The organism is Ensifer sp. Root1252 (assembly GCF_001425885.1).
Lineage (GTDB): Bacteria > Pseudomonadota > Alphaproteobacteria > Rhizobiales > Rhizobiaceae > Ensifer > Ensifer canadensis.
Genome location: NZ_LMDT01000001.1, coordinates 581,950 through 602,298, shown reverse-complemented (window position 1 = coordinate 602,298; position 20,349 = coordinate 581,950). Strand labels below are relative to the sequence as shown.

General features: G+C 61.9%; 19 protein-coding genes and 1 pseudogene. 10 read left to right on the top strand and 10 right to left on the bottom strand.

The annotated features are described in order from the left end of the window. Positions 1–621 (top strand): annotated as a pseudogene (gene grpE / locus ASD02_RS02925) (nucleotide exchange factor GrpE); the annotation flags it as partial. A 72-nt stretch (positions 622–693) separates the two neighbouring features. Here the strand turns inward: grpE and ASD02_RS02920 are convergent. Both ASD02_RS02920 and ASD02_RS02915 read right to left on the bottom strand, forming a co-directional pair. Continuing rightward, entirely contained in the window at positions 694–1,929 is a 1,236-nt protein-coding gene (locus tag ASD02_RS02920) for a D-arabinono-1,4-lactone oxidase (RefSeq protein WP_057219966.1), read from the bottom strand. Between the two features lie 14 nt (positions 1,930–1,943). Then, positions 1,944–2,711, bottom strand: coding sequence for an SDR family NAD(P)-dependent oxidoreductase (locus ASD02_RS02915; RefSeq protein ID WP_057219965.1), 768 nt, complete (start codon positions 2,709–2,711; stop codon positions 1,944–1,946). A 137-nt stretch (positions 2,712–2,848) separates the two neighbouring features. Between ASD02_RS02915 and ASD02_RS02910 the strand changes: the two genes are divergently transcribed. After that, positions 2,849–3,655, top strand: a complete 807-nt coding sequence (locus tag ASD02_RS02910; protein ID WP_025425680.1) for a helix-turn-helix transcriptional regulator — start codon at positions 2,849–2,851, stop codon at positions 3,653–3,655. 20 nt (positions 3,656–3,675) lie between these two features. On the opposite strand, the gene ptsN is transcribed toward ASD02_RS02910, so the two are convergent. The 6 genes from ptsN to lptC all read right to left on the bottom strand — a co-directional run bounded on the left by ptsN (position 3,676) and on the right by lptC (position 8,953). Next, positions 3,676–4,140 carry a PTS IIA-like nitrogen regulatory protein PtsN gene (ptsN, locus tag ASD02_RS02905; RefSeq protein WP_025425681.1) on the bottom strand — a complete coding sequence of 155 codons (465 nt, stop codon included), beginning with the start codon at positions 4,138–4,140 and terminating at the stop codon, positions 3,676–3,678. Between the two features lie 172 nt (positions 4,141–4,312). Further along, complete coding sequence (gene raiA / locus ASD02_RS02900; protein ID WP_025425682.1) at positions 4,313–4,882, bottom strand: ribosome-associated translation inhibitor RaiA; 570 nt, start codon at positions 4,880–4,882, stop codon at positions 4,313–4,315. A 293-nt stretch (positions 4,883–5,175) separates the two neighbouring features. Next, a complete protein-coding gene (rpoN, locus tag ASD02_RS02895; RefSeq protein WP_025425683.1) occupies positions 5,176–6,735 on the bottom strand; it encodes an RNA polymerase factor sigma-54 in 1,560 nt (519 codons plus the stop codon). 142 nt (positions 6,736–6,877) lie between these two features. Further along, positions 6,878–7,696 (bottom strand): LPS export ABC transporter ATP-binding protein, encoded by an 819-nt coding sequence (lptB, locus tag ASD02_RS02890; RefSeq protein ID WP_025425684.1) that lies wholly within the window; start codon positions 7,694–7,696, stop codon positions 6,878–6,880. Positions 7,697–7,709: 13 nt separating this feature from the next. Next, on the bottom strand, positions 7,710–8,270 hold the full coding sequence (locus ASD02_RS02885; protein WP_025425685.1) for an LptA/OstA family protein: 561 nt from the start codon (positions 8,268–8,270) through the stop codon (positions 7,710–7,712). A gap of 14 nt (positions 8,271–8,284) precedes the next feature. Further along, on the bottom strand, positions 8,285–8,953 hold the full coding sequence (gene lptC, locus ASD02_RS02880) for an LPS export ABC transporter periplasmic protein LptC (protein ID WP_025425686.1): 669 nt from the start codon (positions 8,951–8,953) through the stop codon (positions 8,285–8,287). 262 nt (positions 8,954–9,215) lie between these two features. Here lptC and sppA point away from each other — a divergent pair, with 262 nt between their 5' ends. From sppA to ASD02_RS02865, 3 genes are all read left to right on the top strand, one after another. Further along, positions 9,216–10,175, top strand: coding sequence for a signal peptide peptidase SppA (gene sppA, locus ASD02_RS02875; RefSeq protein ID WP_025425687.1), 960 nt, complete (start codon positions 9,216–9,218; stop codon positions 10,173–10,175). A 129-nt stretch (positions 10,176–10,304) separates the two neighbouring features. Further along, positions 10,305–10,607 carry an integration host factor subunit beta gene (locus tag ASD02_RS02870; protein WP_025425688.1) on the top strand — a complete coding sequence of 101 codons (303 nt, stop codon included), beginning with the start codon at positions 10,305–10,307 and terminating at the stop codon, positions 10,605–10,607. A gap of 83 nt (positions 10,608–10,690) precedes the next feature. Then, positions 10,691–11,035 carry a hypothetical protein gene (locus tag ASD02_RS02865; RefSeq protein ID WP_025425689.1) on the top strand — a complete coding sequence of 115 codons (345 nt, stop codon included), beginning with the start codon at positions 10,691–10,693 and terminating at the stop codon, positions 11,033–11,035. 21 nt (positions 11,036–11,056) lie between these two features. Here the strand turns inward: ASD02_RS02865 and ASD02_RS02860 are convergent, their stop codons facing one another. Then, a complete protein-coding gene (locus ASD02_RS02860) occupies positions 11,057–11,515 on the bottom strand; it encodes a carbon monoxide dehydrogenase subunit G (protein ID WP_025425690.1) in 459 nt (152 codons plus the stop codon). 313 nt (positions 11,516–11,828) lie between these two features. On the opposite strand from ASD02_RS02860, the gene ASD02_RS02855 reads away from it, so the two are divergent. The 5 genes from ASD02_RS02855 (at position 11,829) to ASD02_RS02835 (ending at position 17,663) form a co-directional block, all read left to right on the top strand. After that, positions 11,829–12,980, top strand: coding sequence for a class I SAM-dependent rRNA methyltransferase (locus ASD02_RS02855; RefSeq protein WP_057219964.1), 1,152 nt, complete (start codon positions 11,829–11,831; stop codon positions 12,978–12,980). After that, positions 12,980–13,840 carry an RNA methyltransferase gene (locus ASD02_RS02850; protein ID WP_025425692.1) on the top strand — a complete coding sequence of 287 codons (861 nt, stop codon included), beginning with the start codon at positions 12,980–12,982 and terminating at the stop codon, positions 13,838–13,840. Before ASD02_RS02855 ends, ASD02_RS02850 begins: the two co-directional genes overlap by 1 nt. Continuing rightward, the gene (lspA, locus tag ASD02_RS02845) at positions 13,837–14,328 is read left to right on the top strand and encodes a signal peptidase II (protein WP_025425693.1); all 492 of its coding nucleotides are present in this window, start codon (positions 13,837–13,839) and stop codon (positions 14,326–14,328) included. Before ASD02_RS02850 ends, lspA begins: the two co-directional genes overlap by 4 nt. 55 nt (positions 14,329–14,383) lie before the next feature. After that, positions 14,384–16,651: an ATP-binding protein gene (locus ASD02_RS02840; protein ID WP_025425694.1), complete on the top strand. Its 2,268-nt coding sequence runs from the start codon at positions 14,384–14,386 to the stop codon at positions 16,649–16,651. 121 nt (positions 16,652–16,772) lie between these two features. Continuing rightward, positions 16,773–17,663, top strand: a complete 891-nt coding sequence (locus tag ASD02_RS02835) for a GNAT family N-acetyltransferase (protein ID WP_025425695.1) — start codon at positions 16,773–16,775, stop codon at positions 17,661–17,663. Between the two features lie 348 nt (positions 17,664–18,011). Here ASD02_RS02835 and ASD02_RS02830 read toward each other — a convergent pair whose 3' ends face one another. Then, entirely contained in the window at positions 18,012–20,297 is a 2,286-nt protein-coding gene (locus tag ASD02_RS02830) for an NADP-dependent malic enzyme (protein ID WP_025425697.1), read from the bottom strand. Between the last annotated feature and the right edge of the window lie 52 nt (positions 20,298–20,349).

Here is a 20,349-nt window from a genome sequence, read left to right as displayed (position 1 = left end):
GAGAACGTCATGACCGACGAAACAAACAAGCACGGACACGAAGCTGCCGCGACCGACGAGGCAGTCAACGATACGCCCGAGGTTGTGGAAGCGGCGCCGGTTGCCGAGCCCGATCCGCTGGAGCTTGCAAGGGCTGAGAACAACGACCTGCGCGACAAGTATCTAAGGCTCGCCGCCGAAATGGACAACCTGCGCCGCCGCACCGAACGCGACGTCAAGGATGCCAAGTCCTATTCCGTTGCTGGTTTTGCCCGCGACATGCTCGCCGTCTCCGACAATCTGCGCCGTGCGCTCGATGCCATCCCGGCTGAAGCGAAGGAAGCCGGAGAAGCGGGCCTTACTGCCCTCATCGAAGGTGTCGAGATGACCGAGCGCGCCATGCTGTCGGCGCTGGAACGTCACGGCGTGAAGAAGCTTGAGCCGGAAGGCCAGAAGTTCGACCCGAACTTCCACCAGGCAATGTTCGAAATCCCGAACGCCGACGTGCCGAACAACACGGTGCTGCAGGTCGTTCAGGCCGGCTACACCATCGGCGACCGCGTGCTGCGCCCGGCCATGGTCGGCGTATCCAAGGGCGGCCCGAAGGCGGCAGCTACGGAAGGCGACAGCCCGGCGGCCTGAGCTGCGGTCTGATCCATTTCAACGCCGCGCGTCCACTCGGATGCGCGGCGTTTCTTGTTTTCGGCAATCATATCAACCGAACAACTGCCGCAGGTGATCGTTGAGGAAACGGCCCTCCGGGTCGACTTTCGCCCGTAATGCCCGGAAATCGCCGGATCGTGGATAGAGCGCAGTCACGTCCTCCGCGCCGAGGAAATGCAGCTTCCCCCAATGCGGCCGCGAGCCGTATTGGCGCAGGATCGTATTGACGTCTTTGAGATACTCCCAATAGTCCGTGCCCGGCTCGCCCGAGACGGAAAGCGTGATCGAATCCTGCTCGTAGAACGGGCTGATCCAGCCGGTGTCGCCTGCGGTGAAGCGGTATTCGATCGGGTAGATGCAGGTCGGGTGCTTTTCCAGCATCAGCTTGCGCACAGCTTTTACAGCCTCCTTGCCGTGGGCGATGGGCACCGCATATTCAAGTTCGTGGAAGTTCGGCACATACTCGATCGGATAGATCTCCGAGGAATAGGCGATCTTCTCGAACCCCTGCTCCATCGGCGGCCGGTCGGTGATGTCGATCACCTTCATCTCGCAGACGTCGGACGTCTTGTCCGTCGTCGAAACCGACGCGGTATCCGGCAGGCAATAGCAATGCCGGCTTTCGGAAACCGGGCACCAGAAGAAGCCGAAGTGCCGATGCTTGGCGGCGAGTTCGTCGTGCTGCTCGATCATCTCGTCGAATGTGCAGCGCCAGAGCTTTTCATGCAGGTTGTAGCTGTCCATCGCCTGCAGCGTGATCTCGGAGATCACGCCGAGCATGCCGATCGAGACGCGGGCCGCCTCCAGCAGGTCCGGCGTCGTCTCGTCGACGACGAGAATGCTGCCGTCGGGCTCAACGAGCCGCATGCCGACGATCTGCGAGGCCATGTTGCCAAGTGCTGCTCCCGTGCCGTGGGTGCCGGTGGTGAGCGCCCCAGCCAGCGCCTGGCTGTCGATGTCGCCCTGGTTGATCAGCGAGAGGCCGTTCGACTTCAATACCTTGCCCAATTGGTTGATCGTCGTTCCCGCCCGGACCGAGACGCGTTTGCGCGCCTGGTCGATGGCGACCACGCCCTGCATGTTGGCAAGCGTCAGGTGGAGCCCGCTGGTCAGCGCCACCGGCGTGAAGGAATGGCCGGAGCCGGCGCAGCGCACATTGAGCCCTTGCGACGTCGCCTCGCGGACCATTTCGGCGAGCGCCGCCTCGCTCTCGGGTGCACCGCGCTGGCGCACGATGCAGGATTGGTTTCCGACCCAGTTGCGCCAGTGGCCGCCCGTCTGAAGCATATCTTTCCCCTCTCTCAGACCGCTGTGAAGCAATTGTCGACGAACAGATGCGTGCCGTTGACGAAGCTTGCCTCGTCGCTGGCCAGAAACAGCGCGGCATTGGCGACCTCTTTCGGGTCGCACATCCGCCCCTGCTGGGCAGCGATCGCCGCTTCCGAGACATCGACGCCGTATTTACTGAGGCCCACCAGTTCGCGCTTGCCGTGATCGGTGGCGATGAAGCCGGGGCAGACGGCGTTGCAGCGGATGCCGCGGTCGCGGAACTCAACCGCGATGGCACGGGCGAACATGTGGCAGGCGCCCTTCGTCGTGTCGTAGAGCACTTCCATCGGCGTCGCCGCCACGGCCGAGATCGACGAGGTGCAGACGATGCTGCCGCCGCCGGCGGCGAGCATCCCTGGAAGCACCGCCTTGGTCATCAGGAACATGCTGCGCACGTTGACGGCCATCAGCCGGTCCCATTCGTCCTCTTCCGTCTTCAGAAAGGGCCCGACCGCCAGGATGCCGGCATGGTTGAAGAGAACGGTGATCGCGCCGAAGGCTGCTTCGACCGCCTTGACGGCCGAGCTCACCTGCGCAGAAATCGAGACGTCGGCCGGCGCGAAGATCGCATCGCCGCCGTTTGCGCGGATGGCGGCGGCAACCTCTTCGCCCTTGCTGCGTGGCAGATCGACGATGCCGACCTTGGCCCCTTCGCGGGCAAAGAGTTCGGATGCGGCAAGCCCGCAGCCACCGGCGCCACCACTGATCAAAGCCACTTTTCCGGAAAGTCTGCCTGCCATCGTGTCCCCCTGTGCTCAAGCGTCGCGGCTAAACACGTGCTACGATCTTGGTCCCTCGTGGGATGAATTATTGTTGACGAAGAGGGGGCTGTCGATATCCCATGCGGGATACGGGGGTAGGGGAGAGTTCGACGCGGATGCTGGCTCGGGAGTCGGCCGATATTTCGGCCATGATCGGATTGATCGGAACACAGGATTTCGGCGGCGCGCTCGATCGCATGCTGCGCTCGGTCGCAAGCTTCGATCTCTCGGTTGCCTTCGCCTATCCCTATGATAACAGACCGATCGTGCTGCATGACGGCTACACCGCCAAGGTGTCCGCCAGCGCGCTTTCTGCCTATCTCGGCGGCGCCTATCTGCTTGACCCGTTCTATGTTGCCTGCAGCTCCGGCCAGCCGCAGGGGCTATGGCGCATGCGCGAACTTGCGCCTGACCGGTTCTTCCATTCGGAGTTTTCAAGCTCGGCCGAGGTGCATCCCTGCATCTCGATGGAAAGCGGGGTTCTGGTCGAAGAGATTGGCTTCGTCATTCCGCTCGATGACAGCGTGCAGGCCACCTATTCGCTGATGCGCGGCCGCGGCGGCACGCCGTTCAGCGACGAGGAACTGGAGCGCTTGCGGGTCTACGAGCCGATCGTGCGAGAGGCCGTGCGTTCGAACTGGCGCCAGCAAAGCCATGCCGTGGCGGCGACGCCTCGGCCCGACGACGCGATCGAAACCGCTTTCGACAGCCTCTGCGCCGACCGCCTGACCCGGCAGCAACGCAACATCGTCCGCCTGATCCTGCGCGGGCACAGCAACCTGTCGATCGGCAAGACGATGAACATCGCCGAAGGAACCGTCCGCATTCACCGCAAGAACATTTATCGCCGGCTCGGTATTTCGAGCCAGGGCGCACTGTTTCGAATTTTCATTGATCATTTGAACCGCCGTCAGCTTTACTGACGGCCGGTCCGGGCCGTGGCTCAGGCGGCGTGCGAGGTCGTGTCCTCGTTGAGCAGCGTGTAGATCGCGCTGGCGGAATCGCTCGATCGGATCTTCGCCACCATGTCGTGGTCGCGCAGTACGCGGGCGATGCGCGACAATGCCTTGAGATGGTCGGCGCCGGCGCCTTCGGGCGCCAGGAGCAGGAAGACGAGGTCGACAGGCTGGTCGTCGAGCGCTTCGAAATCGACCGGCGTGTCCAGCCGCGCAAAGATCCCGATGATCGACGGCAGGTTGTTGAGCTTGCCGTGCGGGATAGCAATGCCGTTGCCGACGCCCGTGGAGCCCAGCCGTTCACGCTGCAGGATGACATCGAAGATTTCGCGTTCCGGAAGGCCGGTGATCTTTGCCGCTTTAGCCGCCAATTCCTGAAGGAGCTGTTTTTTCGAGTTGGCCCTCATGGCCGGGATGATCGCATTTTGGTGCAGTAAGCCTGCCAATGCCATTCTTTTGTCCTCGTTCGCCGGTTAGAGCCGGACAACATCATCATAAATGCGTCGCAATGGCTCTAACCATCTTTGTCTTGGCGGGTGCCATGCACAGAAAAGTCGTATTTTCCGGCCTGTCCGCTGATCCAAGTGGCGGGAGCGCCGGCGCACCGGCACTCCCTTTTTCCACTCATCCCTTGATATTGGCGGCGTCAATCCAGCCAATATTTCCGTCGTTGCGTCTGTAGACGATATTCAACTCTGCCTTGCCGGGAGTGCGGAACATGAGGACGGGTTCATCCGTCATGTCGAGCGCCATCACGGCGCTGGCGACAGACATCGTCCTCAGGTGTTTCGAGCTTTCGGCGACGATCGTCGGTGCGTAATCCTCGGGGACTTCGTCATCCTCGAATGGCACCGAGTCCATCACTGTGTATGCCACCTCGGTACCTTGACCATTACCGTTGTGGTGGTCCTTGAGCTTGCGCTTGTAGCGACGTAGGCGCTTTTCGATGCGCTCCGACGCTGCGTCAAAGGCAGCCTGAGGGTCATTGGCCTGTCCATTCGCCTGCATAACCACGCCCGTATCGAGATGAAGCTTGCAGTCGGCGCTAAAGCGCGGTCCAGACTTTTCCACAGTGACCTGGCTTGAATATCCTCCGTCGAAATATTTGGTAACGGCCTGCTCGATCTGATCGCCAATGCGGGCGCGGAACGAATCGCCGATTTCCATCTGTTTACCGGATACACGCACACTCATGGAGTTTCCTCTCTATTTCGTGATTTGCGTAGCCAGTCTATTCCAAGCGCTCTCGTCATCCAAGCCTTTCACGCTTGCGGGAGCCTCTCTGTCGCACCTACCGGTCGTGCCGGCCGCCTGAGGAAGACCGTGTCCTCGGCAATTGCGGCGGGCTCATATCCCCTGCGTCGCGGAGAGTCAATTGAAGGTCGCAAAAAAGTTAATACGCTTTAACCTTGCGTCGTCGCTTTAGGCTCTTTTTCTTTCGCATGTCGTCGTCGCAAAACCGCTGAAAAACTGTTGCGCGACCTGCTTTAGAAGCCCGATACCTTGGCCAGCGCCCGCTTTTCGCGCCGTCGCTGCACGGAGGAGGGGATGTTCATCGCTTCGCGATATTTCGCCACCGTGCGTCGCGCGATGTCGACGCCGGCCTGCTTGAGGCTGTCGACGATATCGTCGTCGGAAAGCACCGCATCGGCGACTTCCTGCTGGATCATCATGCGGATGCGGTGACGCACGGACTCAGCCGAATGGCTGTCGCCGCCCTCGGCCGAACCGATGGAGACGGTGAAGAAATACTTCAGCTCGAACAGCCCACGCGGCGTCAGCATGTACTTGTTCGAGGTGACGCGGCTTACCGTCGACTCGTGCATCTTGATCGCATCGGCGACGGTTTTCAGGTTGAGCGGTCGCAGATGCCCGACGCCATGGACGAGGAACGCGTCCTGCTGGCGAACGATCTCGGTGGCGACCTTCATGATCGTCCTGGCGCGCTGATCGAGGCTGCGGGTCAGCCAGTTGGCGGTCTGCAGGCATTCATTGAGAAAGGCCTGGTCCGCGCTGTTCTTCTCGGTGCCGCGCGACACCGTGGTGTAGTAGGCTTGGTTGACGAGGACGCGCGGCAGGGCGTCCGGGTTGAGTTCGATCAGCCAGGTTCCGTCGGGTGCCGCCCGCACGACGATATCGGGAACGATCGCCTCGCTAACGCTGGTCTCGAAGCTCGTTCCCGGTTTCGGGTCGAGCTTGCGGATTTCGGCGAGCATATCGATCAGGTCTTCCTCATCGACGCCGCAGATTTTCTTCAAGCTGGCAAAATCGCGCCGCGCCAGAAGCTCTAGGTTGGCGATGAGGGCTTCCATCGCCGGATCGAGGCGATCGCGAAGGCGCAGCTGAATGGCGAGGCATTCGCTGAGTGTGCGTGCGAAGACACCTGGCGGGTCGAACTGCTGCAGCGTGAGGAGGACGCGGGTGACGTCGGCGCCGGATGCGCCGAGGCGTTCGGCGACCTCCTGCAGATCAGCCTGAAGATAGCCTGCCTCGTCGAGCTGGTCGATCAGGTGCTGGGCAATCAGCCGGTCGGATGGGACGGACAACGCAAAGGGCAATTGCTCCAGAAGCGTCTCGCGCAGGCTCTTGGCGCCGGCCACGAAGTCGTCGAAATCGTAGTCGCCTCCTTCGCCGCTGCCGGGCATCGATTTCCACTGGCCGAGCAGTTCCGGCGCGTCGGCGCGTTGCGGCGCCGTGTCGTCCTGGTAGACATTGCCGAAATCCGCATCGAGCTGTTCATTGAGCCGCGCCCCATCGGTTGCCGTGGCATTGTCGTAGAGATCGCGCTGGCCGGATGCCTCATCCGTTCCGCCGAAGTCTTCACCGGATGCCTGCCCCGCTTCTTCGCGGCTGCCGTGCTCGGAGCTTCCACCGAACTCGTCGTCACCGCCGTGAAGCTCGAGCAGCGGATTCTTTTCGACTTCCTGCGCGATGAAATGGTTGAGTTCCAGATGCGTCATCTGCAGCAGCTGAATCGATTGCATCAGCTGCGGGGTCATGACCAGCGACTGTGACTGGCGCAGATGAAGGCTGGCCGACAATGCCATGCGGACGTGAAACTCCCGATGAAATCTCCACCGGTCGCATCGTTGGCGGGCCGGTTTTTCAATTGGCCCAAAAATTGCTTATTGCAGGGGTTTGGTCAAGCGCGACCGCGGGGCGAGATGCCGGATTCGCCCGCGGATCGCATCAGAGGCTGAAATTATCGCCGAGATAGAGCCGGCGCACGTCCGGATTGGTGACGATATCGTTGGCGCGGCCGTGGGTCAGCACTTCGCCGGCATGGATGATGTAGGCCCGGTCGATCAGGCCAAGGGTCTCGCGCACATTATGGTCGGTGATGAGTACGCCGATACCGCGCGACGTCAGGTGTCGCACCAGCGCCTGGATGTCGGCGACGGAAATCGGGTCGACGCCGGCAAAGGGCTCGTCGAGCAGCATGAAGGTCGGGTCGGTGGCAAGCGCTCGGGCAATTTCGAGACGTCGCCGCTCGCCGCCGGAAAGGGCGATCGCCGGCGACTTGCGCAGATGCGTGATGTTGAACTCGCCGAGCAGGTCGTTGAGCTTGCTCTCGCGGCGCTCCAGGTTCTTATCGTGCACTTCGAGAACGGCGCGGATGTTGTCCTCGACCGTCAGGCCGCGAAAGATCGAGGCTTCCTGCGGCAGGTAGCCGACGCCGAGGCGGGCGCGGCGATACATCGGCATCGTCGTCACGTCGTTGCCATTGATCTCAATCGAGCCTTCGTCGACAGGCACGAGGCCGGTGATCATGTAGAAGCATGTGGTCTTGCCGGCACCGTTCGGGCCGAGGAGACCGACTGCCTCCCCGCGGCGAACGACCAGCGACACACCATTGACCACGCGCCGCTCGCGATAGGACTTTGTCAGGCCACGCGCGATCAGTGTGCCGTCATAACGCGCCTTGTCGACCGCGTGACCGGTCGCGGCTGGTGTGGCCGCCGACGGTTTGCGGACGCGCTTGCGCTTGTGAAGGAAGGGGAGTTGCACGAGCGGGTCTACGTCAGTTCTTCTTCTGTGACTTCGGGTCGAGCTGGATCTGCACCCGACCGCCACAGGCTTCGAGCTGCGCTTCGCCCGTGTTCATCTGCACATTCAATTGGCAGCCGACGAACACGTTCTTGCCTTCCGACAGAACGACCTTCTCGCCCTTCAATACGAAGGTCTGCTTGGTCATGTTGAACTCGCCGCTGTCAGCGGTTGCCTGCTGGGTGCCGGAGCTGAGGAAGACGCGCTGGCTGACTTCGATCCGCTCGATGTCGGCGTCGCCGCTCGAGACCGAGCCTGCGCCGGACTTGTAGAAGACCGTCATGCTCCCGGCCTGAAGCGTCGTTGTGCCCTGCACGACCTTGACGTTCCCGGTAAAGATCGCCTTGCTTTCTGGGTCCTTGATTTCAAGCTTGTCGCTTTCGATCTGGATCGGCTTGTCGTTCGACAATTCGAGGCCCTTCATCTTGCTCGATGTGGCCTGGGCTGACGCGCCTGAAACGATCATCAATGCGCCGATGCCGGCAACGGCCAGGCTGGCTGAAATCCTGAAAAAAGTAGCGGGTAAAACCGACATGGATGCACCAGATCCTAATTCGTGTTCTTGCGGATGGCGGCGGGTTCGAGATTGACCCTCACCATGCCCTCGAATGTTACTATGCGTCCCTTATCCGTCATTCGCAGCCGCTGCGCAATGATCGAACCGCCCTTCATGCTGATCGCAATCGGTTGTTTTGTTTCCATTTCGCCGGCATTGATGTCCAGATAGGCCGATTGGAAATCGGCGTTGACGCCATTATTCATTGTAATCGTGAACGGGGCGTTCATGTCGAGCGTGTTGGCCCCGCGGTCGTAGATGCCGTTGGTCGCGTCCACCGTGGCGATCAGCTTTTCGTTCACCGGCATTTCGGCATGGATCGTCTGCAGCGTGATGATATCGGGATTGACGATATCCTGCAGCGCGCGCTGCGCCTTCATCGAATAGCTGATGCCCTGCTTGTTGCGCCCGGCAATCGCAGGGTTCTGCATGACGATCTTGCCATCCTCGATCGTTGCACTGTCGAGCTGCAGATCGACCGGCATGAAGGCGCGCACGAAGGAAATGGCGGCAAAGATCGCCGCGATGATGCCGGCGACGACAGGCAGGATGATCTTCAGACGCCGGACGCGCGCCGAATGCCGCGCCGCGAGCGCGTAGGCGTCCGACGAGCTCGCACCCGAATCGGCAAAGAAGCCGGGGGCTGGCGCATGATCTAACATGTGAAGACCTGTTGGTTCCGTTGCTTTCCCGCGGATCGTCGAGAACCGCATTTTACATACATTCGTGTAAGTCGTCGCAAATATGGATACTTTTTGCAGCTGCACAATGGCGCCGCAAAAAACTTCGTGAAGACAGGAAAACGGCGGGCACGGCTTTTAACCGTGACCGACCGCGTCTATTGAATATGCCACCTGCCGCGCAGATAGCATGTTCCATCGGAAACTGACAGAAGCTGCGCCAACAAATTCGGGAGAAACCCACATGGATGAACTAGCCATCGCCGATCGCCGCAGCCTGCGCAGGAAGCTGAGTTTCTGGCGCTGGATCGTCGCCGGCCTGCTCGCCGTCGTGGCATTGGTCATTCTGTTCTGGTCGGGCTGGGCGGAGACCGCAGGGCGTGCCCGCGATCATGTTGCCCGTGTGACGATTTCGGGATTGATCCAGGACGATCGCGAATTGCTGGAGCGGCTTCAACGGATCGAGGACAACGATTCGGTCAAGGCACTGGTGGTCACCATATCGTCGCCCGGCGGCACCACCTATGGCGGCGAGGTCATCTACAAGGCGATCCGCAAGGTCGCCGCCAAGAAGCCGGTGGTTTCCGATATTCGCACGCTAGCCGCCTCCGCCGGCTACATGATCGCGCTTGCCGGCGATACGATTATCGCCGGCGAAAGCTCGATCACCGGCTCGATCGGCGTCATCTTCCAGTATCCCCAGGTCAAGGAGCTGATGGACAAGCTTGGCGTCTCGCTGGAATCGATCAAGTCGCGGCCGCTGAAGGCCGAGCCGTCCCCCTTCCATCCCGCGAGCGATGAAGCCAAGGCAATGATCCAGGCGATGATCGATGACAGCTATGGCTGGTTCGTCGATATGGTGGCAGAGCGTCGCAAGCTGTCGCGCGACGAGGCGCTTCTGCTGGCCGACGGGCGGATTTTCACCGGCCGCCAGGCGCTGGGCCTGAAGCTCGTCGACAAGCTTGGCGGCGATGACGAAGTCCGCACCTTCCTGGCCGACAGGAAGGTGTCGAAGGACCTTCCTCTGGTTGATTGGGATGCGCCGCGCCGGACTCTGCCTTTCGGCCTCGGATCGGCCGTCTCGGAGTGGGTCAAGATGTTGGGATATGACGCTTTTCCGGCCATGAGGGGTCTCGAAAAAATCGGGGGTGACAAGTTGTTTCTTGACGGTCTTGTTTCGGTTTGGCAGGTTGATGCTCAATGAGGATGGCAGCATATGCCCAGCCTGATCCGTAACATGGCCGCCCGCGCCAAGTGAGCGTCGGCCATATTCTTGCGGCAATCACAATGCAGACCGAAAAAGCAAAACAAACAAGAATTTAAGGGGGCGACAGTGATCAAGTCAGAACTGGTGCAGATTGTTGCAGCTCGCAATCCGCATCTCTATCACCGCGACGTCGAAAACATCGTCAACGCGGTGCTCGATGAGATCACAGATGCGCTGGCTGCCGGAAACCGTGTCGAACTGCGCGGTTTCGGTGCTTTCTCCGTCAAGAACCGGCCGTCGCGCTCCGGTCGCAATCCGCGCACCGGCGATTCGGTTTTTGTCGAGGAAAAGTGGGTGCCGTTCTTCAAGACCGGCAAGGAGCTGCGCGAGCGGCTGAACCCGGGCATGAACGGGGACGATGAAGACTGATCATCCCGCCCGATCGTCATGAGTCCGGATTGTCGCCATCGCTGCCAAGGCCTGTCGATGATCCGGAAAACTGGAGCGGCTGAATGCTCAAGAAACTGGTCAACATCATCGTTCTCATCCCGGTCGGCGTCATTCTGATCGTGCTCAGCGTCGCCAATCGCCAGAGCGTCACGCTGGCCCTCAATCCGTTCCGGCCCGAAGACAGCGTGCTGTCCGTGAGCGCGCCGTTCTTTGTTTTCCTGTTTCTTGCCGTCGTCGTCGGGTTGATTCTGGGTGCCGCCGCGACCTGGTTTAGCCAGGGCAAGTACCGTCGGCGTGCGCGCAATGAAGCGACCGAGGCGCTGAAATGGCATCGCGAAGCCGAAAAGCACCGCAGCCAGGCAGAGAAGCTGGCCACCCAGGCGACACTCGCCGCCCCGCAGAACTGAATGGCAGGGCGGCCATGCCCTTCAGCCGGCCGCTTCCGCCGGGCCGCCGATCGCTGCGCCGAAATCCGTGAAGAACTGCTGCGCCAGCTTCTTGGCGGTCGAATCGACCAGCCGGGATCCGAGCTGCGCTAGCTTTCCGCCGATCTGCGCCTTGACGTCGTAGCGCAGCAGCGTCTCCGCACCGTCGTCGACCAGGGTCACATCCGCGCCACCCTTGGCAAAACCGGCAATGCCGCCCTTTCCCTCACCGGAGATCGTGTAGCTTTCGGGCGGGTTGAGGTTCGACAGGATGACGTCGCCGGTAAAGGAGGCCGAGACCGGCCCGATCTTGATCTTGACGACGGCCGAAAGCTCGGTCGGAGATTTCATCTCGATCGACTGACAGCCCGGGATGCAACGCTTGAGGATTTCCGGATCGTTGAGGCCGCGCCACACGGCATCGCGCGGTGCCGAGATGCGTTCTTCGCCGGTCATGTCCATGCGCTTTCCTCCCACTGACGGTGCCGTGCGTCGACAAGGACGCGCGAGGTTGATGTAATCTTTTGAATTCGCTTTACAATCCTGTCCGTAAGTTGATGCCGGACGGTGGAATTATGCAAGTGTCGCTTCCGCACCGATCTTGGCAAATCGGAAACGGCTTTGCCAAGAGCATGAGCGGTGCTATTTGCACCAACAGAAAAAGCTTCGCCTCGAAATCCGGGGTGCGGCGGCATACCTCATGGTGCAGGCCCGTTTACATCCGATATCCGGGAGGGTAGCGCCTCGTGACAAAACAAAGCCCAGGGATCTCAGCGTGAAGGAAAAGGACCGGCGGTCGAAGAATGCCTCCGTGACGACGGCGAAGGGCCGTGGTGCCGAGGCGCGTGGCGGTGGCCGCCATGAAAAGAAGCGTCCACCGTTTGCCAAGTCGGGCGATTTCAAAGAACGGGCCACCATCCAGGCAACGGCGAAAGTTGCAGAGCCGCGCGAGCGGCCTCCGCGGGCACAGCCCGAAAACGAGGCACCGGCGCGCGTCATCCCACGGCGCACCGGCGACAAGCCGGGCGAACAGGTGCCGCTCATTCTCGAAACGTCGGGTGTTTCCGGCTATCATCTGATCGACAGCGGCGCCGCCGAAAAGCTTGAGCAGTACGGACCCTATCGCATCGTGCGCCCCGAGGCGCAGGCGCTTTGGCCGCGTACCCTGCCCGCCAGTGTATGGGAGAATGCCGACGCAATCTTCACCGGCGACACCGACGAGGACGGCATGGGCCGCTGGCGCTTTCCCGGCGCCGTTCTTGGCGAGACCTGGCCGATGCAGCTTCTCGGCACCGAATTCCATGGCCGCTTCACGTCCTTCCGCCATGTCGGCGTGTTTCCCGAGCAGCTCGCCCACTGGAGCTGGGTGAAGGACCAGGTAGAGGCGGCCCGCCGCCCCCTGAAGGTCCTCAACCTGTTCGGTTATACCGGGGTCGCCTCGCTGATCGCCGCCAAGGCCGGTGCCGAGGTCACCCATGTCGACGCCTCGAAGAAGGCGATTGGCTGGGCCCGGGAAAACCAGGCGCTGGCGCGCGCCGAAAAGCTGCCGATCCGCTGGATCTGCGACGACGCGATGAAGTTCATTCAGCGCGAGGAACGTCGCGGCAGCCGCTATGACATCATCCTGACCGACCCGCCAAAGTTCGGCCGCGGTCCGAACGGCGAGGTCTGGCAGCTTTTCGACCACCTGGCTGCGATGCTCGACATCTGCCGCGAAATCCTGTCGCCCGAAGCGCGCGGCCTAGTGCTGACCGCCTATTCGATCCGCGCCAGCTTCTACTCGATCCATGAACTGATGCGCGAGACGATGCGCGGCCGCGGCGGCCGGGTGGAATCGGGCGAACTCATCATCCGCGAAGGCGGCCTTGACGGCCACGAGCCGGGACGGGCGCTTTCGACTTCTCTCTTCAGCCGCTGGGTGCCGTAATGAGCAATGACAGAAGCGAACACGGCGCAGGCCGCGTCGGACAGGTGAAGGAAGTCACCAGCCTCACCAATCCTATTATCAAGGACATCAAGTTGCTGGCGCAGAAGAAGCACCGCGACGAGACACGGTCCTTCATGGCCGAAGGCTTGAAACTGGTGATCGATGCGCTCGATCTCGGCTGGAAGATCAAGACGCTGATCTACGCCAAGGCGGCCAAGGGCAAGCCGCATGTGGAACAGGTCGCAGCAAAGACCTTTGCCCGGGGCGGCCTGGTGCTCGAGGTCAGCGAAAAGGTGCTCTCGACGATCACCCGGCGCGACAATCCGCAGATGGTCGTCGGCATCTTCGAGCAGCGCTACCGGGCGCTGAAGGAGATCCGCCCGCAGCTCGGCGAAACCTATGTGGCGCTCGACCGTGTTCGCGATCCGGGTAATCTCGGCACGATTATCCGCACGGCCGATGCGGCCGGTGCCTCCGGCATCATTCTCGTCGGGGAAACGACCGATCCGTTCTCGCTCGAGACGGTGCGGGCGACGATGGGCTCGGTCTTCGCCATGCCGGTCGTGCGCGCCAGCGCCGATGACTTCGTCAAATGGCAGAAGCAGGCCGGTGTAAAGGTCGTCGCCACGCATCTGGCCGGTTCGGTCGACTACCGGACGATCGACTACAAGTCGAAACCGGTCGTGTTGCTGATGGGCAACGAACAGGCTGGCCTTCCGGAAGAGCTTGCCCGTGAGGCCGGAGCGCTGGCCCGCATTCCGCAGGCGGGGCGTGCCGATTCCCTCAACCTGGCGATCGCCACCGGCATCATGCTGTTTGAGGCGCGACGTCATCTGCTGGCGCTGGATGCCGGCGCATGAGCGAAAAGCAGGTATTGTTTTCGCGGCCGCTCCCGATCGCGGTCTTCATCGCCCTCGCGCTCGCCGCCGACCAGCTGATCAAATATCTGGTCGAATCCTATCTGCCGTTCAATGAGGCGGTTCCGGTCGTGCCGATGCTGGCGCTCTACCGCACCTACAATTACGGCGTCGCCTTCTCGATGCTGTCGGGCATGGAAGGCTGGTTCATCGTCGGCATGCGCCTTGTCGTCGTTGCCTTCGTTCTGTGGCTGTGGCGGCGCACGCCGAAGGACAGGTTCTTCGCGCATTTCGGCTACGCCTTGATCATTGCCGGTGCGCTCGGCAACCTCGTCGACCGGCTGATCTTCGGCTACGTCATCGACTACATCCTCTTCCATACGCAGACGTGGTCTTTCGCGGTCTTCAACCTGGCCGACAGTTTCATCACCGTTGGCGCCGGCGCGATCATTCTCGACGAGCTGCTGCAGGCGAAAAAGGCAAACCGCTAAGATTTTATCGATGCGCTGAAGCCATTCGGAACGCTTGCCGTGTTAGCTGAATGGCATGAGCGAGCCGTCACGATTGCTAGAGCAGATCGAATCCGGTTTCGGTGCACAAGCCCGAACCAGCGGTGCGATGTCCGCTGCCGGCAGGGCGGACGGCATCGGATCGGTGTCGAAGCCCGTGGCATCGGCCTACTCCCTGCGTCGTCTTTCGCTGGCATCTTTGGGGGTCATCGCCTCTGGCCTCGTGCTTGCGCTCGGTATCGCCGCCGGTCTTTATCTGTTTTCCGCGGCGGTTGCGGCGGCCGGCCTTGCGGGCGTGTTGCTCCTGATCGCCGATGGCATCAGGGCCGCCGACAGCGATAGACAGTGCGTGGAGGCAAGGCACGATGGCGACTGGGATCGCCAGGAAACTTCGGCGCTGCTTTCGACCATCCACGATGCGCTCGGAGATCTGGCGATCATGCGCGGCATGGATGGCAAGATCGTCCATGCCAATGCCGCCTTTCATCGCGCCTGCGGCATCGATGATGCCAGGGGGCTGACTTGTGCCGCCATCGGCCTGAACTTCGAACCGAAGATCGAACCCAATCACTACCTCGTGCTGATTGCCGCATCCGAAGGGCTGCGCCTCTACGATTGGCACGATGTCATCGCCCGGGATCCGGCGAACGGTCGGCTGATGCGCCACAGCATCGCGCGCGATGTGACGGAGGAAGCCCGTGCTGCACGTGAACGTGAAGACGCGCGCCGCCGCGCCGAGGACGCGAGCCAGGCGAAATCGCGGCTGCTTGCAACCGTCAGCCATGAAATCCGCACGCCGCTGTCCGGCATCCTCGGCATGAGCCATCTGCTCGGCCAGACCCGGCTGTCGAGCGAGCAGAAGAACTATCTTGCCGGCATGCAGCAGTCCGGCCATGCCCTGGTACAGCTCGTCGAGGACCTGATCGATTTCTCGTCGCTGTCTTCAGGGCGTTTCCAGTTCCGGCCCTCGCGACAGGATCCGCGCGGCGTGATCGAGAGCGTCGTCGAGATGCTTTCCAACCGCGCGCATGAAAAGGGCATCGAGATCGGGGCTACCGTGACGGCCGACGTGCCGGCGCTGATGGAGTTCGATGCAGCCCGCCTGCGCCAGGTGCTGTTCAATGTCATCGGCAATGCTGTGAAGTTCACGGAGGTCGGCGGTGTTTTTGTCAGTGCCGACATCGTCGAGGATTGCGTGCAAATCCTCATCGACGACACCGGTCCCGGCATGTCGGGCGACGAACTGAAACGCATCTTTGAAGAGTTCGAACAGGCCGGCAATCACGAGCAGCGCGCCAAGGGTACGGGGCTCGGACTGGCGATCTCGCGCCGGATCATGCAGGCCTGCGGCGGCAGCCTGACAGCGTCGAGCGCGTCCGGCCGCGGCAGCCGCTTCGAGATCCGCCTGCCACTCGCCGAAGTCGAGCGGGTAGCGCCGGAGCGGCGCCAGAGGCTCGCCCAATCGCATGTCCTGGTGATGGCGCCGGATGGGCCAGCATCCGCGGCACTCTCTGCCACCATCGCCACGCTCGGCGGGCGTTGCCATCGGGCAACGACGCTGGCCGCCGCCCAGAACGTCATCTCGGATGTTCTTTCCGGCGGCGCGCCATTGACCGATATCATCGTCGATCACCGCCACGCCGGTCAGTTCAAGCAGATTCTCGCCTTGCAGCCGGCCGTCGCGCGCCTCGACGTGCGCCGGACCTACCTGATCAACCCGGAGGAGCGCAACAATCACCCTGTCGATCAGATGGACGGTTACGAGGCTTGGCTGATCCGCCCGTTGCGCGAGAAGTCGCTGGTCGAAGTCCTGCTCGGACGGTTGAAGGGTATCGAGAAGCGCGATGCCATCAACGACAACCGGCCGATCCTTCGCGAGGAACCGACAATTGCGCCCGCCAGGCAGAGCCCGCGCTGCATCCTTTTGGCGGAGGACGATCCGGTCAATGCGCTGATCGTGCGCACGGTGCTGGAGCGCGCCGGACAGACGGTCCGGCTGGTGACGGATTTTGGCGCCGTCGATCAGATCCTCTCCGGGACCGGCGATCAGGTCCAGGCGATGCCGGAACTGGTCGTCACCGATCTCAACATGCCGGGCGGCGACGGATTTTCGATGCTGAAACGCCTGCGGGAGAACGAAGCGATGCGGCCGGGCCGGCGCCTTCCGGTGATCGTGCTGACGTCCGATGCACGGCTGGAGATCAGGGACAGACTTGTCGCGGCCGGCGCCGACGTCGTACTGCCCAAGCCGGCGGATCCGCAGTGGTTGATGGCTGAAATAAGCCGCCTTCTCGAGATACGGTAAGCGCTCAAGTCGTAACGGTATCAACGCCCGAGCGGGGGGTTGTGCTCCGTTTTCATGTCACTATGTTGTTGCAGAAACGTGGTCTAAGCCCGGCAGATACGAATGATTCGGGATGACGCGGATGACGATCGACCTTCTGGATTCGACGAGCGTGGTAGACACTTCTCAAGCTTGCGTCGGCAAGACAATGACCGCCCCGGCGACCGACGTTCTCGGCCGAATAGCTAATCTTGAGACCCGGCTTGCACGCAGCGCATCGGAGATCGATGCGGCGCAGGCGGTGCGCTACAAGGTTTTTGTCGAGGAAATGAAGGCGCAGGTCGGGCCGGACGCCGACCGTCGCAAGCGCGACGTCGACAGCTGGGACGCGATCTGTGATCATCTGCTTGTGCTCGACACGGCGATCGAGGGTGATCCGGAAGACCAGATCGTCGGCACCTACCGCCTGCTGCGCCAGGACGTGGCCGAGCGCGCCGGCGGCTTCTATTCCGCTTCGGAATTCGATGTCGGAGCACTTCTCTCCCGCCACTCCAGCAAGCGCTTCATGGAGCTCGGACGCTCCTGCGTGCTGCCGGATTACCGCACGAAGCGCACCGTGGAACTGCTCTGGCAGGGTAACTGGGCCTATGCTCTGAGATACGGTGTCGATGCCATGTTCGGCTGCGGATCGTTTCCAGGCGTCGTCCCCGCCGAACATGCGCTGGCGCTTTCCTTCCTTCACCACAATATCCTTGCTCGCGACGAATGGGCCGTCGGCGCCCGCCCCGAACTGCACCGGACCATGGACATGATGCCGGTAGAGGCCATCAATCCGAAGAAGGCTCTGGCCGCCTTGCCGCCGCTGATCAAGGGCTACATGCGCCTTGGGGCCATGGTCGGCGACGGCGCGGTGGTCGACCATGCGTTCCGCACCACCGACGTGCTGATCGTTCTGCCGATCAGCAACATCTCCGGCCGCTATCTCAATTACTACGGTGCGGATGCCGGGCGGTTTGCCACGTCTGTATCCTGACAGGCGCTTGACGCAATTAACCAGATATTAAGGATGGGTTTGACTTTCGATGTCGAAAGATGGACTAGTCTTGTCAAGAAGTAATTTGGTTTCATGACGAAATTATAGAATAAATAACGGAGAGAACCGCCAGCTTCATATGAGATTGGCGTATATTGCGCTCTGTCTCCATATTATTTTCATCGCACTGGAAGTAAGTCTTCCATCATGTATTGAGCTCGACCCCTTTCCCAAGGGTGTCGAGCTCTTCTTTTGTATGCAGATCCATGCTGTTTCTGCATCGGCTCGACACACCCTGTTCATCGCTGGAGCAGGGTGTGTCCCGAAATCGGACATCAATTACCGAGTCTACATTCCGGCGTTGTAGGCAGCGATTGCCGCCATGTTGACGATGTCGGAATCCTTCGCCGACATCGAAACGATCTGCACCGATTTGTCGAAACCGACGAGCAGGGGACCGATGACGGTCGAGCCGCCGAGTTCCTGCAGCATCTTCGTCGAGATCGAGGCGGAGTGGAACGCCGGCATGACGAGCACGTTGGCAGGGCCTGAAAGGCGGCAGAAGGGATACTGCTCCATCACCCGCGAATTGAGCGCCACGTCGGCGGCCATCTCGCCGTCATATTCGAAGTCGACACGGCGCTTGTCGAGAATGTTGACCGCCTCGCGCACCCGCTCCGAGCGTTCGCCCGAGGGATGGCCGAAGGTCGAATAGGCCAGCATCGCCACCCGCGGCACGTAGCCGAGGCGCTTGGCGAGGCCGGCTGCTTCCTCGGCGATATCGGCGAGTTCTTCCGACGACGGCATGTCGTGTACGGCCGTGTCGGCGACCAGAACGGTGCGGCCGCGGCAGAGGGCGATCGACACGCCGATGACCCGGTGGCCCGGCTTCGGGTCGATGCAGCGGCGCACATCGTCAAGCGCCGTCGAATAGTTGCGGGTTATGCCCGTGACCATGCCGTCGGCATCCCCGAGCGCGACCATGCACGCGGCGAAGTGGTTGCGGTCGTTGTTGATCAGGCGCTGGGCATCGCGGAACAGGGAGCCCTTGCGCTGCAGGCGCGCGTAGAGGTAGTCGGTATAGGCTCCGACCCGCTTGGAAACCCGGGCATTGACGATTTGGATGCCGGGGCGGTCGAGATCGATGCCCTCGCGCTCCGCGGTCTCGCGCATGCGGTCCTCGCGGCCGAGCAGGATCGCGGTGCCGAGCTGCTGGTTGGCATAGGCGATCGCCGAGCGCATGACCTGCACTTCTTCACCTTCGGCAAAGACGATGCGCTTCGGCTGGCGCCGGACGCGCTCGTAGATCCGTTGCAGCGTCGAGGCAATCGGGTCGCGGCGGGCGGAAAGCTGGCGGCCATAGGCTTCGAGATCGACGATCGGCTTGCGTGCGACGCCGGTTTCCATCGCCGCCTTGGCAACGGCCATCGGGATCGCCGAGATCAGCCTCGGGTCGAAGGGAACCGGGATGATGTACTGCGCGCCGAAGCGCGGGCGGTTGCCCTGGTAGGCGGCCGCGACATCGTCCGGCACGTCTTCCTTGGCGAGGCTTGCGAGCGCTTCCGCCGCGGCGATCTTCATCGCGTCGTTGATCGTCGAGGCGCGCACGTCGAGCGCGCCGCGGAAGATATAGGGGAAGCCGAGTACGTTGTTGACCTGGTTTGGGTAGTCCGAACGGCCGGTCGCGACGATCGCGTCGTCGCGGATGCGGGCGACCTCTTCCGGGGTGATTTCCGGATCCGGGTTGGCCATGGCGAAGATGATCGGCCGCGGCGCCATCGAGCGGACCATGTCCTCCGACAGCGCGCCCTTGGCCGAAAGGCCGAAGACCACGTCAGCACCCTCGAGCGCTTCGGCAAGCGTGCGGCGGTCGGTCTTGACCGCATGCGCCGACTTCCACTGGTTCATGCCTTCGGTGCGGCCCTGGAAGATCACGCCCTTGGTGTCGCAGAGGGTGACGTTTTCCGGGTTGAAGCCCATCGCCTTGATGAGCTCGATGCAGGCGATGGCCGCGGCGCCGGCGCCGTTGCAGACGAGCTTGGTGGTCTTGAAGTCGCGTCCGGTCAACGTCAGCGCGTTGATGAGGCCGGCGGCTGCGATGATCGCTGTGCCGTGCTGGTCGTCATGGAACACTGGAATGTCCATGACCTCGCGCAGCTTCTGCTCGATGATGAAACAGTCCGGCGCCTTAATGTCCTCGAGGTTGATGCCGCCGAAGGAGGGGCCGAGGAAGCGCACGCAGTTGATGAACTCGTCGACGTTCTCGGTGTCGACCTCAAGGTCGATCGAATCGACGTCGGCGAAGCGCTTAAACAGCACCGCCTTGCCTTCCATGACCGGCTTGGAGGCGAGCGCTCCGAGATTGCCGAGGCCGAGGATGGCCGTGCCGTTGGAGATGACCGCGACCATGTTGCCGCGTGTCGTGTAATCGTAGGCGGTGGCGGGATCCTCGGCGATCGCCAGGACCGGCACTGCAACGCCCGGTGAATAAGCGAGCGACAGGTCGCGTTGCGTGGCCATGGCCTTGGTGGGGGAAATCTCCAGCTTTCCGGGACGACCCTGCGAGTGAAAATCGAGCGCTTCCTGCGCGGTGACGCTCGTCATAGTGCGATCGGTCTTGTCGGTGGCCGGCATGTTTCCTCTATCCTCCTGTGGGCGACCCTGTCGGGGCGTCTCTTTATGGTTG

Bases quoted from the DNA above. Each gene is read 5' to 3' on its own strand.
- ptsN (WP_025425681.1), bottom strand. From the start codon at position 4,140: ATGGCATTGGCAGGCTTACTGCACCAAAATGCGATCATCCCGGCCATG.
- ASD02_RS02910 (WP_025425680.1), top strand. From the start codon at position 2,849: ATGCTGGCTCGGGAGTCGGCCGATATTTCGGCCATGATCGGATTGATC.
- sppA (WP_025425687.1), top strand. From the start codon at position 9,216: ATGGATGAACTAGCCATCGCCGATCGCCGCAGCCTGCGCAGGAAGCTG.
- ASD02_RS02840 (WP_025425694.1), top strand. From the start codon at position 14,384: ATGAGCGAGCCGTCACGATTGCTAGAGCAGATCGAATCCGGTTTCGGT.
- lspA (WP_025425693.1), top strand. From the start codon at position 13,837: ATGAGCGAAAAGCAGGTATTGTTTTCGCGGCCGCTCCCGATCGCGGTC.
- raiA (WP_025425682.1), bottom strand. From the start codon at position 4,882: ATGAGTGTGCGTGTATCCGGTAAACAGATGGAAATCGGCGATTCGTTC.
- lptC (WP_025425686.1), bottom strand. From the start codon at position 8,953: ATGTTAGATCATGCGCCAGCCCCCGGCTTCTTTGCCGATTCGGGTGCG.
- ASD02_RS02860 (WP_025425690.1), bottom strand. From the start codon at position 11,515: ATGGACATGACCGGCGAAGAACGCATCTCGGCACCGCGCGATGCCGTG.
- ASD02_RS02865 (WP_025425689.1), top strand. From the start codon at position 10,691: ATGCTCAAGAAACTGGTCAACATCATCGTTCTCATCCCGGTCGGCGTC.
- ASD02_RS02885 (WP_025425685.1), bottom strand. From the start codon at position 8,270: ATGTCGGTTTTACCCGCTACTTTTTTCAGGATTTCAGCCAGCCTGGCC.
- ASD02_RS02830 (WP_025425697.1), bottom strand. From the start codon at position 20,297: ATGCCGGCCACCGACAAGACCGATCGCACTATGACGAGCGTCACCGCG.
- ASD02_RS02850 (WP_025425692.1), top strand. From the start codon at position 12,980: ATGAGCAATGACAGAAGCGAACACGGCGCAGGCCGCGTCGGACAGGTG.
- ASD02_RS02920 (WP_057219966.1), bottom strand. From the start codon at position 1,929: ATGCTTCAGACGGGCGGCCACTGGCGCAACTGGGTCGGAAACCAATCC.
- ASD02_RS02915 (WP_057219965.1), bottom strand. From the start codon at position 2,711: ATGGCAGGCAGACTTTCCGGAAAAGTGGCTTTGATCAGTGGTGGCGCC.
- rpoN (WP_025425683.1), bottom strand. From the start codon at position 6,735: ATGGCATTGTCGGCCAGCCTTCATCTGCGCCAGTCACAGTCGCTGGTC.
- ASD02_RS02835 (WP_025425695.1), top strand. From the start codon at position 16,773: ATGACGATCGACCTTCTGGATTCGACGAGCGTGGTAGACACTTCTCAA.